The sequence below is a fragment of the Streptomyces sp. NPDC045470 genome (assembly GCF_040646595.1).
Taxonomy (GTDB): domain Bacteria; phylum Actinomycetota; class Actinomycetes; order Streptomycetales; family Streptomycetaceae; genus Streptomyces.
The window spans coordinates 217,954-234,543 of sequence record NZ_JBEZAN010000011.1; the positions used below are offsets into that span (position 1 = coordinate 217,954).

Consider the following 16,590-nt stretch of genomic DNA (forward strand, 5'->3'; position numbering starts at 1 on the left):
ACGGGGCGGTCCCGAGTGCGCGGCGGTCACGCACCGGGGCCGTCCTCGCGCGTGAGCGAAGCCAGCAACGCCTGTGCCTCCCGGATGCGCTCGCCGGTGGCGAGCGCCCGCTCGAACCAGTAGTGGGCCTCGTGCGGCAGTCCCTCCCCCTCGGCGATCCGGCCGAAGACGAGGAGGAGGTCGGCCGGAAGGCTTTCCGCGTGGCTCGACGGCTCGGGCGGATCGTCAGGTGAGGGTGCCTGGCCAGGGGGCGAGGCAGGCTGCACGGGGGCCGAGGCCGGGTGTGCGCCGATGGGCTCCGGAAGGGCCGAGGCCGGAGGTGCCCCGGTGGGCTCCGGACCCGCGATGCCTGGCGGACCGGGGCCGAGCGGCAGGACGGGCGTGGCATCGAACTCGTCCAGTGCCTGGCGTGCGCGGCCTCGGGCCTCGGGGTCGTCCGACGCCGCCGCCTGGGCGAGCCAGTCGTGTGCCTGGTCGGCGTGTTTGTCGAGCACGGCCAGTTGCCCGAGGATGACCAGGCCCTGGGGCCGGTGGACGGAGTCGTCCGAGCGGGCCAGCGGGAGGAGGGTGTCGCGGGCCTCGGCGAGGCGCCCCAGCCTGGCCAGGGCGCTGCCGAGGTAGCGGCGGGCGAGCGGCTCGATCGCGGATGTGCCGGTGGCCAGCGCCTCCGTCAGGGCTGCCCTGGCCCCGTCGAGGTCGCCTTCCGCGAGCAGGGCCACGCCGAGCAGTGCGAGGGCTTTCGGGACGGTGTCCGGCACCTCCAGACCGAGTGCCGTGTTCAGGTACTCCTGGGCGGCCGTGGTGTCGCCCACCTCGATCAGGAACTCGCCGTAGCCCAGCAGTGCCACCGCCGCGGCGCCCGGGTGCGCGAAGTCCGTCTCGTCGAGCCGTTCCAGTGCCTCGTCCACGTGTCCTTGCCGGAGCAGGATCGCGCCCAGGTGGGCGCGGGCGATCGGGATCACCGAGACGGCGACCTCGCTCGTGGAGTCCAGCAAGGCTTCGAAATGCGCGGTCGCCTCCGGCATCCGGCCTTCCTCCACCGCCAGCTTGCCCAGTTGCACCCGGCAGAGGTCCGCGGCCGAGTCGGAGCCGGACGTCACGAGCCGCTCCAGCAGCGGACGTCCCTCCTGCGCACGCCCCTCCTGCTGCACCAGCAGGATGCCCAGGAACGCTTCGGCGACCTCGGCCAGCGCCGAGCCGGACGTGGATTCCTCCCTGAACAGGGCCTCGGAACGGGCCAGTTCGCCCCGGTCCGCCAGCATCATCGCCAGGTCCAGCCTGGCGACGGCCGACCAGTGCGGGTGCGCGGCATCGATGGCGCGCTGGTACGCGGCCTCGGCTTCCGCCCAGTCACCTCGTGCGGCCAGTACGTCCCCGAGCAGGTCCGAGGCGCGCGGTGCCAGGTCGGGCACCTGGGACGCCGCGACCTCGGCGAGCAGGTCCCGGTCCCGCTCGTCACCGAGCCGGTTGCACATCACGGCCAGGTCGAAGCGGGCCATCGGGGACCAGAGCGGGTGTCCGCTGCCGATCGCCTGACGGTACGCGGCTTCCGCCTGCTGCCACTGCTCCTGCGCCGCTTCCAGGTCCCCCAGGAGGTCGGCGGCTCGCGGCGACTGTTCCGGGTGGCCGGCCCCCGCCATCTCGGTCAGCGCGGTGCGGGCCCGCTCGTACTGCCCTGCCTGGCACCAGTACAGACCTTGGTCCGTACGGGCGAGCGGTGGCCAGTCGGAGGGGGCGGAGTCGACCACCGGTTGCAGTTCCTCGGCGGCGGCCGCGTAGTCCCCGCGCGCCGCGTGCACCGTACTGAGCAGGCAGCGTGCCCGCAGCACCTGTTCCGGATTGGTGAAGCCGACGGCGCGCCGCAGGATCTCGGACGCCTCGTCGTACCTCTCCTTCAGGCAGAACAGCCAGGCAAGGGTCACCTGCGCGTGCTCGGAGGCGAAGACGTGCCCGGAGGCCGCTGCGGCGTCCAGGAGTTGACGGGCCTCTTCCAGCTCGCCCCGCTGAATGTGCAGGCCCCCCAGGTTCGCCTGGGCCAGCGGCACCACCATCGGGTTTCCGGACCGCAGGGCCGAGTGGAGCAGTTCGTCGGCCTGTTCCAGTTCGCCCTCCCCCAGCAGGGCCGCGCTCAGGTTGACCTGGGCCAGCGGCACCGCCGAGGAGATCGCGGACTGCCGTACGGCCCGTGGCAGGTTCAGCGGACCCGCGGTGCCGAAGCGGGCCGGCGGGTCCGAGGAGGCGGGCCCGGACGGCTCCCGTTTGACCGTGGTGGTCGCTCCGGACATCTCGCCGCGCTGCACGATCAGGCCGCCGAAGCCCATCTGTACCAGCGGCACGACCTGTGAGTCCCCGGACCGCAGGGCCGCTTCGAGGAGTTCCCGGGCCCGGTCGGTCTCGCCCTGCCCGAGCAGCAGTCCGCCGAGACTGGCCTGGGCCAGCGGCACCGCGAGCGGGTCACCGGTGGCGATCACCGTCTCCAGCACCGCGCGTGCGGCGTCCAGGCCGCCGGACAACTGCAGTACGGCGGCCAGGTCGACCTGGGCGAAGGAGACGACGTCCGGCGCATCCGAGTCGGTCGCTCGCTCCAGCAGCCTCTTGGCACTGGTCACGTCGCCGCGGTACATGGCCAGTTCGCCGAGCATCAGGGCCGCCCAGGCGACGACGTCACGGTCCGTGGCCTCGGCCAGGGCGCGCTCCAGTGCGCTCCTGGCCGCCTCGCCCTCTTCCCGGGTGAACGCGGCGAAGGCGACGCCGAGCAGTTGGTCGGCGGGGGTGCCGCGGACCGCCCAGTCCCAGGCGAAGCGGGGGACGCGCGCGGTGTCCGGGTCGTCGCGGCTGTCGAGGTACCCGGGGAGGTAGGCGAACGCCTCGTAACGGCGGCCCTCGCTGCCGTCGGCCCTGCCGCCCGCTCCCGGTGTGCCGGTCCGGCTGTACTCGGTCAGCAGCGCGATGCTGCCCGCCACGGGCTCGGTCGCCCAGGCGATCCCGGAGCGCAGTGCGACGTCGGTGGCGGCGCGGTGGCTCGGCCCGGCCTCCAGGTAGTGCGTGAAGAGACCCGCCAGCGCCGCACTCGTGAGTTCCCCTTCGCAGCCCATACGGTGCCAGTCCGCGGCGGCCAGGACCACCGCCCAGCCCTCGGGGCAGCCGGCGCGACCGCCGTTGAAGCGCGCTTCCACCAGGGGCGCGGCGACCATCAGCTCGCCGATGCCGCGGTCGGTGAAGTCCTCGTCCGGATACAGGCGACGGGCGTCCGCGAGATCCTCCTGGCGGAGCAGCCGCGGCAGCAGGACCGGCTGCGGCGCCCGCTCCAGCACCTGCCGGGCCGCGCGGTTCACCTCGCCCTTGGGGGTGAGGATACGGCCCAGCCACTCGGAGGTGATGGTGGCGACCACGCGGACCGGGGGCCGCATGGACCGGTAGGCGTCGAGCACCTTGGTGTCCAGGCCGCCGGGCCGGAGGTATTCGTCGATGTCGTCGAGCCACAGCACCGCGCCGTCGCCCCCGGTGGGCAGCGGAAGAGCGGCGATACCGCCCGGGGCCGAGGGAGCGGGTCCGGGCACGATGAGGCGTGTGCCGTGGGGCAGTACGCGGCGCAGGCTCTCCACGAGGGTGCGGGACTTCCCGGCCTTGGCGTCCCCCGCCAGCAGGACGAACGGCCGGGTCAGCAAGGCTTCGTCGAGTGCGCGGTCCTCCCGCAACCGGGGCACGTAGGGCGGGTCCGGGTGGTCCTGGAGGTTCTTCGACGGGGTGACGCCCATGTCGTAGATGCGGACGTCGTGCAGTCTGGGCAGTTCGCCCGCGGAGTCCAGTGGGAGGGCGAGCAGTTCTTCGAGTACGGCCCGTTGGTCCTCGCTGACCGGATCGCGGATGAGGTCGCGCAGGGGCGGCCAGTACGTGGCCAGGGTGTCGACCGGGATCGCGTACGACGTCCGGGTGTCCTGGCCCTGGGACGGCCTGTCCCGGGTGGTGACGATGCCGATCACGCCGCCCAGGGTGCGGTCCCACACCGGGGAGCCGGAGAAGCCGGGGGCGAGGGCGTGCCCGCGGGCGGACTGCGACTCCAGCTCGATCCATTCGTGTTCCGCGGCGCCGCGGACGATTCCGTTGGCCGGGACGCCGCCGTATTCGTGGTCGCGGGGATAGCCGTACACGTGGAAGGCGTGGTCGAAGGTGCCTCCCCTGGTGCTGATCAGGGGAGCGGGAGCGGCCGACGGCGGCAGCGGGCCCAGGAGTTCGAGTACGGCCAGGTCGCCCCGGCGCCCCTTGGCGTCCTGCGGGTGCCAGCCCCCTGCCACGACCGCTGCCGGTACCGGCTCATGGCCCCCGGCCCACTGGAACCGTACGGACACGGGGGTGTCGGGCGGCTCGGCCCGGTCTCCGGCCGCGGCCGCGACATGGGCACAGGTGAGTACGTGCCGGTCGGTGACGAGTACACCGGCGCCACTGGGCGGCCGGCCTTCGGCACGGGCGATGCTCACCAGCCAGGCGGCCTGTTCCCACTGGGAGGACACCGCGGGCTGCCTAGCCGGCCGGAGCGGCGGGCTCGTCCCGGCGCCAGCCCAGCCGTACGGTGAAGTGCCCCTCGGCGGAGGTCTTGGCGACGACCACCCCGGCCTCGGCGTTCAGTTTGACGCCGAATCCGACTTCGTACTCGTCGGGTGCCATCCGGCGGAGCCACTCCAGTACCGCGTCGATCGTGGGCCGGGCTCCGGCGAGCATCTCGTCGAGGCTCCGGGCCGCTTCCAGGATGCCGTTGTCGCCGCGTGCCACGTTCTCCAGGCCGGGCGAGGCGCTGTCGACCTCGACGAGCATGTCCTCGCCACCCGCCGTCCTGAACCGCACCAGATCACTCATGTGCCGCCCCCCTGACCAGTCCGGCCCGACCGAAGTGCGCTTCGAGTCTAGTCCCGCTCCCTGCGGTCGATTCCGCGATGACGTCATTTTTCCGGTGGGCGGACGGGCGCCCGCCGGGAGGGCTACTCTGGGGCGTGCGGAGAGCGCACGGGTGTGGTGGGCGCGGGCGGGTGGTGGCCGTGTTCGTGGGGATCGATGTCGCGGCGGGTGTCGCCGTGACCGGCGCGGCGGACGGTGTCCGGCCGCCGGAGTCCTTCGTCTCCGGGCCCGGGGTATTTCTGCGGGGCCTCACGGAGCCGGTGGACGGTCTGGTGCTCGCCGTGCCGGAGCAGTGGTTCGACGCGGCCGGTGCGGCCCGCCGCGAGGCGCTGTACGGAGAACTCGCCGAGGGCCTGGGGATGCCGCTGCGCCAGTTCGTGCCCAGAGCGGTGGCGGCCGTGGCCTCACTGGAGCAGTCCTCCGGCGGGCACCTGGTGTGCCGACTGGAGGCGGACGGGGTCGTGGCCGCCGTGTGCGGTGTGCGCGGGCGGTCCGTGACCCTGTGCGGTGTCGAGTGGCGGGCGGCGTCCGCCGGCCCGCCTGTCGGGTCGCCACGGGAGCCGCAGAATCCGCAGGAGGCGAGGCGGGCCGCGCTGCTGCTGTCCCGGGCGCGGGTACAGGCCCGCTACCGGGCGGCTCCACTGTGTCTGCCGCGGGAGGTGACGGCCGGAGCCGTGCTGGACGCCTTCGCACCCGTCGAACAGTCCCTGCGGTCGGCGCTCTTGCCGCTCCTGGCCGGGCTGACCGCCTCGGAGGGCGTGACGCAGGTCCTTCTCGACGGCGGCCTTCGCCGGCATCCGCTCGCCGGGGCCGCCGTCCAGGAGGCCGCGACAGGCGCACCGGTCTGTGTGTTGGAGGACCACGCGGCCGCGCTGGGAGCATTCCTCGTCGCGCGCGGCACCGTCCGGATTCCCGAGACCGCGCGCCACCGGCTGAGTCTGCGCGTCCACCGCGTCCACCAGGGACTGCTCACCGAAGCCGAACTCCCTCTGGCCGTCCCTGGCGGGCCCGTCACCCTGTCCCTACAGGGATCCGGGCGAGGGCCTGTGCAGGAGCCAGTACGGGAGTCCGTACAAAAGCCGGTGCAGGAGTCCGTACGGGACGGTGCTCACGACGCGACGGTGGACGTGCCCGACGGGCACCGCCCCGAGGTCCTGATCCGGCTGGGCGACACGGAAATCCGCGTGCCCAGCCCCGCTCTGCGCCCGGGACGGTACCGCTTGGGCCTGCACTCGGCGGGGAACGGGCCCGGTGTGCTGACCCTGCGTCCGGAGGACGGCGGGGAGACGGTGCTACTGCCGCTGAGCGGCCCGGCCGGAGCGAGGACGGGGGACACGGAATGAACGACGAGACGAGGGCGCGCGTCACCGAGGCGGCGGCCCGCGGCACGGACCAGGACGCGTTGCACGCCCTGCGCTGGTCGCTGGAATGGGCGGCGCAGGCCGTCGCCCGGCTGGCCGGTGAGGCGCCGGAGGACGTGACGACCGAGGCGGTCTTCCTGCTGGACGACGCCCTCGGCTCGGCATCCGGGCTCACCGGGGCGGTGCCCTCGTTGCTGCGGGCGGCCCGCCCCGGCCCGGACGTGGTGGCCTACCTTCGGGACCGAGAGCGGGAACTCGCCGAACTGGGCGCGGAGGTGGAGGAATTACGTCGTCGGCGCGACGAGGTGGCCGGAACCCGGGACGCCCTCGACGCCCGCCTCGCGGAGTTGGCGGGCCTCCGGGACCAGGTCGCCGAGGTCCGTCGCCTGGAACGGCTGGTGGAGGCCCTGGAGGACGTACAGGAGCAGCGCGATGTGCTCGACGCGCGTCTGACGCTGCTGCGCGAGCGCGCCGACGGCACCGAGGAGGCCGTTCGGCTGGGCAGCGGCGAGCTGGTGCGACTGTCCGAGGAGCGGCTGACGCGGCTGGCCACGCCGGTACGGCAGGCGTTGGAGCGAGCCGCCGAGGCGCAGCGCGTTCTCACCGGGGCCGAGGGCGAGCTGGCCGCCGCGGAGAAGGCCGCGTCCAAGGCCGCGCAGCAGACGGACCTGGTGCACGCCGAGCGCGAGCGGCTGGCTCGGCTCACCACCTGGGCCCAGGTCAACCACCGCATCGTGGAGTCGCTGGCCGAGTGCGCCGAGCCGGGAAACGGTGACGACGCGCTGGAGCGGATCGCAGGCGCCCTCGGCACCGTCGAGAGCAGGCTCGGCGAACTGGACGCCGCCCTGAAACGCGCTCTCGACACCCGCGACCAGGAGATGTCCGCAGCCCGGCCCCTCGTCACCTGGAATGACGAGGGACCGGCCACCCACCCGGCGCGGTGACCCCCGGGCCCCTCGGCCGGATCAGGAGATGAACAACTCCGCGTCGCGCGCGAGGGCTTCGAGATCCGCGGCGATGCCCTTGCTGATCTCGCTGACCAGCTTCTGGCCACCGTCCTCGATGAACTGGGCGCTGAACGCGGCCGCGAGCTGTGCCTCCTGCGGTCCGGCGCCCTGCCGCAACTTCGACACCAGCCGGTTCTCCCCGCCGACCTTGCGCATCATCAGCGGGATGTTCGTCTGCCGGGCCCTCGTCATGGCGGCCTCCCGCCCCTCGTTGATCCCGATGAACAGTACGACGGCGGCGATGATGACGGCGAACGGACCGGTCGTCGCGATGATCGCGGTACCGGCACCGAACAGGGTCATGGCCACGACGCCGGCCACCACCACGTTGACCACCTTGGCGATGTTGTCGAGCACCTCGGTCGCCGCCGCCGAGTCGAACGGAATGTCCATCTGCCCACCGCTGACCTGCACAGCGGGCAGCTCCATCGCGGACGGCGGAATGTGCCACCGGTGGCAGATGGGGCGGGTCAGCTCCTCGATCTCCGGTCGCAGCCCGTTCTGCCACTCCGCGATCGCCCCGGCCAGCCGCGCGTTGCCCGGTTCGGCCAGCTCGGCGTGGAGCGCCCGGGATATCCCCTCCGCCATGTCGTCGAGCGTGGCGATGTCGCCGTTGCGCCAGCGGCGGAACGCGGGGATCACATGGCGCTCGGTCATGCCTTCGGCGACCGCCGCCCCCAGCCGTTCGCCCAGCGCCGGCAACCTGTCCTGCACCAGCGAACCGACCCGGTCGCCCTCGATCAGTTTGCGGACGTCGGCCCGGAAACCGGCGGCGTGCAGCCCCATCCGGCCCGCCAGGGCCAGGCCGCGGGCAATGGCGAGTTCAGGCTCCAGACCGAGCAGCACCCGGTCCGCGCCGAACGCCTCCCGCGCCTCCTCCTGCACGAAGTGCATGCGGGACGCGCCGCCGGTGAGCACCACCAGCTCCGGTTCCCGCCCGAGCCGGCCGGCCGCCTCGTGGAGCGCGTCCCGGAATGCCTGGCGCCAGGGGCGGTTGCCGAGGGAGGGTTGTGGCGTGTCCAGGACCGTGTCCATCTCGGCAGCCGTCAACTCGACCTCGAAGTAGGCGTTCCCGGCCCTGGTGACCACTTTCCGGGTGCCGCCGACCGTGGCCTCGGGGTCGTCCACGAACCGGCTCGGATCGGTACGGAAGAAGGTCTCCTTCGCCTCGCGGCACAGCAGCTCCAGCCGCAGCCGTTCGAAGCGCGAGTCCTGGAGCGTCTCGCGGAGCGCGTCGGCCATCGGGTGCCGGCTGAGCTGGCGTTCCAGGATGGTGCGGTCGATCAGTCCGGCGCCCAGCTGCACTCCGGCGTCGATGGGCGGGCCGGTTTGGTAACCGAGGACGCCAGTGAAGTCGGTGGTCAACGAGCCGAAGTCGGCGATGAGCACACAGCCGCCCAACTGGTCGCGGTCGAGCTGCACCTCACCCGAGTCCCGGGCGTACAACATCGCGGCCCGCGACTCCCGCACCACCTCCACGTCCGTCAGCCCGGCCTGAGCGAGCAACTCCCCGTAGGCGCGGATCAGTTCGTCGCCCCATCCAGAAGGGGCGCCGAACACCCAGCGGACCGGGCGGGACCCGCTCAGGTCGTGGTCCCGCTCCCGGGCGTCGCGGCCCACCTTCTCCACGAAGAGACGGATGGGGGTGCGAATCTCGTCGCGTTCGATCTCGGGCGACTTGAACGCCAGGTACAGCGAGGTCACCCCGCGCGCTTCGGTGGCCTCACGGCCCACCAGCACCCCGCGGCCGGGGTGCTCGGCGACCGCGGTCACATGCTGGCGGCCCGCGCCGGTCGACCCGATGTCCAGGACGACCGGCGGTGCGGTCCGGTCGGTGTATGTCTTGGCGAGTGCGGACTCTCCGTGCCCGAGATCGAAGCCGACGATCACTGTGCTGCCGGACACCTTAGCCATGGTGGTGCTCCTTGCCCCCGTTGTTCTGTGTGTCATGGTCGGCCGCCGGCGTCTTCTCGTCGGCGGTCTCCCCGTACGGAGCCGACCGGGCCTGTGCGGACTGCGCTGCGCCGGGCCCGGCCTGTGGTACGTCGGGGTCGGCCTGTGGTACGTCCGTTCCGGCCGGCGGTACGTCGGCTCCGGCCCGCGCCGGGGGCTCCGGAGGTACCGCGACAGGCATGGTCGCCTCACCCCGGCGCAGAATCCGGCCGTCCTTCAGCACCAGCGCCGGCTGCACCGTGCGGCAGTCTCCGCCCGCCGGGCCGCCCGGTTGCCTGCCCACGGTGAAGAGCCATTCGTTGGTGCCGTCGAAGTCGACCACGTCGATGTCGTGGCGCAGCGACAGTTCCTGGCGCAGCCCGGCGATCCGGCGCAACGCCAGCTCGCCGTCGTGCTCGCTGTGCGCCGCCATCAGGTCACGGAGGAGGTTGACGAGTTCGTCGTCCTCGTGCCAGGCGAGCGGCACCTTCTCCGGCGGGGGCGGCTCCGCTTCGGCGAGCAGGCGGTCGGCCGACTCCAACGCGGCGTGGAGCTGTTCGAGCAGTGACACCGTGTGGGCCACCGGCCGCCGTACGCGCAGCAGTTCCTCCTCGTGTTCCCGCTCCCTGCGCCGGTCGTCCTCGTCGCCGCCGAATCCGGTCAGGAGCAGGTGGAACGGTGACCGGCGCGGCGGCGAGGGCCGGGGCTGCGGCAGCGTCGGCGCCCGTACGGCGGCCAAGGTACCGACGACTGCCGCCCGGACCAGTTCCACCGCGGCGGCTGCCTGTCGGCGTTCGCTCGCGCCCAGCTCGGGATGTGTCTGCGCTTCGCGCGCCAGCCGGGTCAGCGCGGCACGGATCGCGTGCGTCGCCTGTTCGGTGGCGAGCTGGTCGTCGAGGGTCAGCTCCAGCTTGGTGCGTGCCGACTGGAACGCCGCACCGAGATATCCCTCGCTCATGGTCCCCCCTTGTCGCTGTCGGATCGGTGGATGCCCGCGAGGGGCCAGGTGCGGACCAGGCCGTCGGCGCCCGCGCTGAGCAGCCGGCCGTCCGGGGCGAAGGCCAGTCCCCGTACGCGGTCCGGGTGGGCCCCCACCGTCCGGGCCGTTCCGCCCCGCTCACGGACCCGGACGGTGCCGGCGTCGTCCGCCGTGGCCAGCACTCCCCCGGGGCCGAAGGCGACCTGGCGCACCGGGCCGGTGTGCCCGTCCATCTCGGCCTGCGCGGTCCGCGCGGCCCCCAGGGTGAAGATCCGTGCCACGCCATCGGCACAGCCGAGTGCCACCAGCCGGTCCTCGCGGTCCAGTGCCAGGCAGGCGACCTCGTGTTCCGCTGTGAGGCGACCGGTGCGCGCGCCGGTCCTGCCGTCCCACAGGCTCGCCCCGTCGGAGCCCGCGACGATCACGACGCGTCCGTCCCGGGTGACCTCCAGCGCGGTGGCGGAGGCCCAGCCGACCCGGGCGAGCACGGCGCCGGCGGCTCCGGCCGCGCCGAGCACGGTCCGGTGCACGCAGGCGTCGTCGCCGAGGCTGAACACCACGCCGTCCCGCTGTCGCAGCGCATTGACCCAACCGTCGTGCCAGGCGAGCACCCGGACCCTGCCGGAGGCGGCGAACGACCAGAGCCGGACCGCTCCGTCCTGACCGCCGGACACGACGGACAGGCGGTCCTCGGTGAGGTCGACGCAGGTGACCCTTCGGTCGTGCAGCTTCAGGGAGGCGAGCGGCGCCTGGTGCCACAGCCGCCAGACGGTGACGGTGCCGTCCTGGTCCCCGCCCGCGAGGAGTACGTCGTCCGGGTCGGGCAGGCCGCGGCAGACGGCGGTGGTGAATCCGCCCGGGTGCCGGAGCGGGCCGGGTTCCGGGCGTTCCGGTGGCAGGTACAGCGTCCGGGCCTGCGGGAACCGCCGGGCGAGCCTGGCCAGCAGGCGCTCCGGCACCGCCCAACCACGCAGTCGGCTGGCCAGCACGTCCACCGTCGTCGGGAGGGCCGTGGGCTCCTGGGCCTCGGATGCGCCGGTGGTACGGGTACCGACGCCGCCCGCCAGGCGGAACAGCGTCTCGTCCGCGCCGTCGGGCAGCCCGGGCAGCAGCTCGGCCCAGGGCCATTCGGTGGCTTCCGCCTGCTCGGCACCGTGCCGGACCGTGGCGGCCCGTAGTCCCCGTGGGCCGATCTCGATGACGACGCCGTCGGGGAGCGGCTCGGGGAGGCCCGTCGCCGTAAGCTCGTCGGCAGGCTCGGCCGGCTCGGTCAGCTCGGCCAGCGCCTGGTCGCGTTCGTCGGGCTGTGGCAGGCCACCACGCAGCAGCGTTTCCAGCCGGGCCAGCCGCTCGGGCTCTCCGCGCCCCGGGTAGCCCGCCGCCCGCGCCGCAGCCGTCAGGTCCAGACGGCGCCGCGCGGTGACGAGCCGTTCGTCGAAGGCATGCCGGATCTCCGGCGTGAGAGGGCCGAGAACTGCGGGGCCTTCGAGGGCCCAGCGGCAGTACGCGCACTCCGGCCCACCTGCGGCCGTCGCGAGACACACCGGGCAGCAGGTCTCCTCGACCGCGTGTCCGGCGACGGCCACTTCACCGGTCGCCATCGGGCACGTCCTCCGGCACGAACTCCAGTGGCCGGCCGGCCGGTGTGTCCGCGTCGATGCGCCGCGCCATGCGGGCCTCCATCCGTTCCAGCAGCACCCGTACGGTCCTGGCGTTGGCGAAGTGCTCAGGGTGGGCGCGGCGCTGCCCCTCCAGCCATCTCCGTACCCTCGGTACGGTGTCGTCCGGCAGTTCGTAGGGCGGCTCGTGGTCGTGGGCCGTCCGGCGCAGGATCTCCACGAGTTCGGCGCCCGAGTAGTCCGGGAAGACCACACGTTCGGTGAAGCGGAAGCGCAGGCCCGGGTTGGCCGCCAGGAACGTCTCCATCGGAGCGGGGTAGCCGGCGGCCACGACGACCAGCCGGCCGCGCAGGTTCTCCATTTCGCGGGTCAGTGTGTCGAGGGCCTCCTTGCCGTAGTCCGTTCCGGGTCCGCTGCCGCGCGACAGGCTGTACGCCTCGTCGATGAACAGCACGCCGTCCACCGCCGACCGCACCGCTTCCTTGGTCTTCAGCGCGGTCTGGCCGACGTAGCCGGCGACGAGTTCGGGCCGGGTCACCTCGATCACGTGTCCGCGCGGCAGCAGGCCGAGGGAGCGGAGCAGCTTGCCGAGCAGGCGGGCCACCGTGGTCTTGCCGGTACCGGGCGGGCCCACGAACAGCAGGTGGGGCGGGGGGAACGGCTCGCCGCCGTGCGACCGGCGCAGCCGCAGCCGGTACACGAGGTCGCGGATCATCTCCTTGACCGGTTCGAGCCCCACCAAGGTGTCCAGCTCGGCGAGGAGTTCGTCGACCGGCGGCACCGGGCCCCTGATGTGTGCCCGGTAATGTTCCGGGAGGTCTTCGGCGTCCAGTGGCTCGCTCACCACAGCGCGTACGCGCTGTGCCCAGGCGTCCTTGAGTTCGTCGGCGAGGTCGCGCATGGCACGCGCGTTACCGAACTGCTGGTCACGCGTGGCGTGCAGGCCCCGCGTCACCTCGCCCAGGAGTTCTTCGAGGGCCGGTGTCCAGCTCAGCCCGAGCGCGCGCAGCCGGCCGAGCAGGATGGCGTGCAGTTCCGCCGGTTCGTAGTCGGGGAACTGGATGACGTTGGCGACCGGTATGCGGCTGCGCAAGCCGAAGTTGGTGGAGAGGAATTCTTCCACCTTGTCCGGGTAGCCGGCCGCGATCAGCACGAATCTGCCGCGGTCGTTCTCCATGCGGGTGAGCAGCGTGTCGACGGCCTCGGAGCCGAAGCCGCCACGCCCCGGCTCGGTCAGCCGGTAGATCTCGTCGATCATCAGCACCCCGTCGAGGGCCCGGTCCACGGTCCGGTTGGTACGGATCGCCGTGCCGCCGACCACACCGGCCACCAGGTCGGGGACCTCCGCCTCGACCAGGTGGCCGCGGCGCAGCAGGCCGAGGTCCCGGTAGATCTCGCCCACCAGCCGTGCGACCGTGGTCTTGCCGGTGCCGGGGTTGCCCGTGAACACCAGGTGGGGAGAGCCCGTCTCGACTTCGCGGCCGAGGCCCTGGGCGCGTAGCGCGGCGTCCGCGGCCGCCCGCCAGCGCAGCCGCTGCAGATGCTCCTTGACGGAACCGAGACCCACCATGGCCTCGATGCGGTCGGTGACGCTCCGGTCGTCCTGGGGGCTGCCGCCCGCCCACTGGTACTGCCGCAGTGCGGCGACGTCGAGTGGCCGCTTCTTCTCGGCCAGCAGACTCAGCCGGGCCCGCCAGTTCTTGGCGCGTTCGGGAGCGGCAGCCATCGTCCGGACGACCAGTGGCAGCTCGTTCCACTTCTCGACCCGCAGCTCCGCGCGCAGGCGCACGACGTGGACCAGGCGCTCCAGCTCTTCCGCGGACGGCAGGCCGATCGCCGCGGTGGCGCCGCCTCCGGGCCGCCCGCGCTGGTCGGCGAGGTAGGTCTCCAGGCGCGGGACGCGGCGCAGCTCGCGGACGAACTCCTCCACGTCGTCGAGTGTGTCGCGGCGGAACAGCAGGACACACAGATTGCGGTCCTGGGCGCGCTCCACCCACTCCGCCAGTGCGCCGGCGAGCGTACGGCCCGCCTGTTCGTAGCGCAGTGACTCCTCGGCGTGCGTGAAGACCACCGCCGTACGGTGCTCGGCCTGTCTCATGAGGTGGTCGAGGAGCATGACCCGGTGCTGATCGGTGAGGGTCGGTACGGGGGCCCCGCCCGGCAGGGTGCCGGCCGCGGCGGAGCCGTCCGGCACGGTGGCCCCCAGGATGCGCCGGCCCAGCGGTCCGGAGAACTCCGCTCGCATCAGGTTGCTCCCGCCCCGGTGCGCGGCGGGGCGGCGGCGCCGGGTGAGGTCACGGGAGCGCTGGTCGCGGAAGTACACGGGGTGCGACAGGGACGAGTACACGATGCGGGTGAATCCGGCGTCGTGCAGGACGTCCCACAACAGTTCCTCGATGCCGCGTACCCCGTGGTCCCGGCAGACGAAGATGTCGTCGACGCCCTGGCCGTGCACGATCAGCAGGGCATCGCCGGCCGGCAGCCGGAATCCGTCCAGCCGCTCGACGAGGGGGCGGCTCATCCCGGTTCGGCTTCCGTGGCGGCGTGGGGCAGGGCGCGCGGCTCACTGTGCGCCGGCGTGCGTGGCTCACTGTCCGGCAAGGCTCTCGGCTCACTGTCCGGCAGGTTCCGCGGCTCACTCAGAGCAGCGAAATCGGCGTACTCGGGGTCCGGCGTGCCGGCCTCCTCCTGGGGCGCCGCGGCCGGGAAGCCCTGACCCCGTAGAGCGCGCATCAGTCCGGCTCCCCGTTCCTCCAGTTCGGTACGGGAGGCCGTGTCGTGGTCGTAGGACAGCACCCGCAGGACGGACGCGCCCGAGTCGGGACCGGCGGGGGCGACCTCCACGACGATGGCGTTGCGGTTGCCGTGCACGAGCCGGGCGAAGAACGCGTCCCGCTGGTCCCCGCCCAGATACGTGGTCGCGTCGAGTTCGTACGCCGTCATGCCCTCCAGGGTCCGTACGACCGCCTCGGCGAGGTTGACCCGCTGCTGGGAGGCGAGCTGGCGGCCGCCCGCCCGCTCGACGAGCCGGGTCAGACGGTCCTGGAGCGCGGGTGCCCGGTGTTCGAGGAGTTCCCGCAGCTCGTCGGCGGACAGCGGCCGCTCGTCGTCCTCGACGCGGCGCCGCAGCGCCTCGGCCTCCTGGCGCAGGGCGGTGAACTCGCCGTGCGTCCAGTAGTCGACGTCGAGGTCGTACCCGTCGAGCTCCTCACCCTGTTCGTCGCGCACGTTCTGCCGGGCGCTGTCCTCGATCAGCAGGCGGACCAGGAGCAGCTCGCCGCGCGCCTGGGCGCGCAGCACCTCCCGCTCCCGCTCACGGTGCTCCAAGTCCAGTCGCAGCTCGCTGAGTTCCTGATACGCGGCCTGCGCGGTGGCCAAAGCGGCGTCGAACCGGCCCTGGGCGATGTTGTCCCCGGCCCGGCCGAGTGTCTCCTCCAGGCTCTCCAGCCGTCCTGGCGCGTGCCGTTCGTGCGGCAGCGTGCCGAGGACCAGGGCGTGCATGGCGCGCGCGTCGGACAGGGCGGCGCGGGCGACGACTGCGGCGTGCTCCCGGTCCTGGACCAGTTCGGCCAGCTCGGTACTGATGCGCCGGATGTCCGCGCGTCGCTGCTCCCGTTCGGCCGCGAGCTCGTTCCGTAACCTGCGTTGCTGATCGGCGAGCTGCCGGCGTGTGTCGCCACGCAGCTCGTCCGCGGTGGCCCGCAGGTCCTCCGCCATCTGCCGCGCCTGCGCCCGCAGTCGCTGCTGGGTCTCCGTCTCCAGCCGGCGGGTCTGCTCGCTCAGCCCTTCGACCACCTGTTCCACCGAGCGCTGACGGTCCTCGATGACTCCGAAGACGCGCTCCAGGTCGTCGTGCGTCTGCCGGCGTATCTCCCGTATCAACGCCGGGACGTTGCGGAGGACGTCCTTCTGGCGTGACGCCGCACGCTGTATGCGGTACCACTCGGACTCGTCCACCTGGATGCGTTTCCTACCGCTCATGGTCTCCCCCGATGTGTGACGTCCGTACCTGGTCGACCGCCGAGTCGAACGCGGCGAGCAGGAGGGGCGGCGGGACGCCGATCAGCAGGGCCGCGGGCCCGTCGACGGCGATCTCCGCACTGCGGTCGCGGCCCGTGAAGTCGTATCCGCACCCCGCGAGACGGCCGGTCAGGTGATGCACCCGCTGGTTGCTGCTGCCGCGCAGTCCCCGGCCGTCGTCCAGCGCGGCGACGTACCGGCCGTCGATGAGGACGTCGACCATCCCCAGCAGTTCCCGCACACCGGGCCCGGGGGGCCGGGCCCGCAGGCCTTCCACACGGTGACCGGTGAAACAGACGAGGCTGACCTCCCGCACCTCGCGGGCCGCACGCGCCAGTTCGGCGAGCCCCGTGGCCTGCTGCATCGGCTCACCGCCGGAGAAGGTCAGCCCGTCGACGGCGGGATCCGCGAGGAGTTCGGCAGCCAGCTCGGCCGGCCGGGCCGTGCGGGCGGGCACGTCCGGTATCCAGTCCGGGGACATACAGCCCCGGCAGCGGAACGGGCACCCCTGCACCCACACCACCGAACGCCATCCCGGCCCCAGCGCGCCGGTACCCACCCATGTCGCCGCAACGTTGAGTCCCGCCATAGCGTCCCCCGACCCGTGCCCGGACCGACGATTCCCGCTGCGGCGGTCCGCGCCCCTCAGAATCCTCCGCCTCCGGGAGGCGGTCAAGGGACGCGCACCGCGGGCCGGCGCGGTCTGACGCCACGGCGAATTCCCAGCTCAACCCGCCATTCTCTCCTGGCCGGAGGAGCACTCACACCGCCTTCCGAAC

The 16,590-nt window shown here is 73.0% G+C and carries 10 protein-coding genes; 2 read left to right on the forward strand and 8 right to left on the reverse strand.

The genetic code is table 11. From position 1 onward, the window contains the following. Positions 1 to 26 precede the first annotated feature (26 nt). Together AB0A97_RS27565 and AB0A97_RS27570 are read right to left on the reverse strand one after the other, a co-directional pair. The gene (locus tag AB0A97_RS27565) at positions 27 to 4,511 is read right to left on the reverse strand and encodes a tetratricopeptide repeat protein (protein ID WP_361154907.1); all 4,485 of its coding nucleotides are present in this window, start codon (positions 4,509 to 4,511) and stop codon (positions 27 to 29) included. A gap of 10 nt (positions 4,512 to 4,521) precedes the next feature. Next, entirely contained in the window at positions 4,522 to 4,854 is a 333-nt protein-coding gene (locus AB0A97_RS27570) for a CU044_2847 family protein (protein ID WP_361154908.1), read from the reverse strand. A 185-nt stretch (positions 4,855 to 5,039) separates the two neighbouring features. On the opposite strand from AB0A97_RS27570, the gene AB0A97_RS27575 reads away from it, so the two are divergent. After that, positions 5,040 to 6,236, forward strand: coding sequence for a hypothetical protein (locus tag AB0A97_RS27575; RefSeq protein ID WP_361154909.1), 1,197 nt, complete (start codon positions 5,040 to 5,042; stop codon positions 6,234 to 6,236). Beyond that, entirely contained in the window at positions 6,233 to 7,198 is a 966-nt protein-coding gene (locus AB0A97_RS27580; RefSeq protein ID WP_361154911.1) for a hypothetical protein, read from the forward strand. Before AB0A97_RS27575 ends, AB0A97_RS27580 begins: the two co-directional genes overlap by 4 nt. A gap of 21 nt (positions 7,199 to 7,219) precedes the next feature. Here the strand turns inward: AB0A97_RS27580 and AB0A97_RS27585 are convergent, their stop codons facing one another. The 6 genes from AB0A97_RS27585 to AB0A97_RS27610 are packed head-to-tail and all read right to left on the reverse strand — an operon-like array spanning position 7,220 to position 16,400. Further along, on the reverse strand, positions 7,220 to 9,175 hold the full coding sequence (locus AB0A97_RS27585; RefSeq protein WP_361154913.1) for a hypothetical protein: 1,956 nt from the start codon (positions 9,173 to 9,175) through the stop codon (positions 7,220 to 7,222). Next, the gene (locus AB0A97_RS27590) at positions 9,168 to 10,151 is read right to left on the reverse strand and encodes a hypothetical protein (protein WP_361154914.1); all 984 of its coding nucleotides are present in this window, start codon (positions 10,149 to 10,151) and stop codon (positions 9,168 to 9,170) included. The genes AB0A97_RS27585 and AB0A97_RS27590 overlap by 8 nt, the downstream gene beginning before the upstream one ends. After that, the gene (locus AB0A97_RS27595) at positions 10,148 to 11,773 is read right to left on the reverse strand and encodes a hypothetical protein (RefSeq protein ID WP_361154915.1); all 1,626 of its coding nucleotides are present in this window, start codon (positions 11,771 to 11,773) and stop codon (positions 10,148 to 10,150) included. Before AB0A97_RS27595 ends, AB0A97_RS27590 begins: the two co-directional genes overlap by 4 nt. Then, positions 11,760 to 14,312 carry an AAA family ATPase gene (locus tag AB0A97_RS27600; RefSeq protein WP_361154916.1) on the reverse strand — a complete coding sequence of 851 codons (2,553 nt, stop codon included), beginning with the start codon at positions 14,310 to 14,312 and terminating at the stop codon, positions 11,760 to 11,762. The genes AB0A97_RS27595 and AB0A97_RS27600 overlap by 14 nt, the downstream gene beginning before the upstream one ends. Beyond that, positions 14,309 to 15,772 carry a hypothetical protein gene (locus AB0A97_RS27605; protein ID WP_361154917.1) on the reverse strand — a complete coding sequence of 488 codons (1,464 nt, stop codon included), beginning with the start codon at positions 15,770 to 15,772 and terminating at the stop codon, positions 14,309 to 14,311. The genes AB0A97_RS27600 and AB0A97_RS27605 overlap by 4 nt, the downstream gene beginning before the upstream one ends. Then, a complete protein-coding gene (locus AB0A97_RS27610) occupies positions 15,762 to 16,400 on the reverse strand; it encodes a 4Fe-4S single cluster domain-containing protein (RefSeq protein ID WP_361154918.1) in 639 nt (212 codons plus the stop codon). The genes AB0A97_RS27605 and AB0A97_RS27610 overlap by 11 nt, the downstream gene beginning before the upstream one ends. Positions 16,401 to 16,590 lie beyond the last annotated feature (190 nt).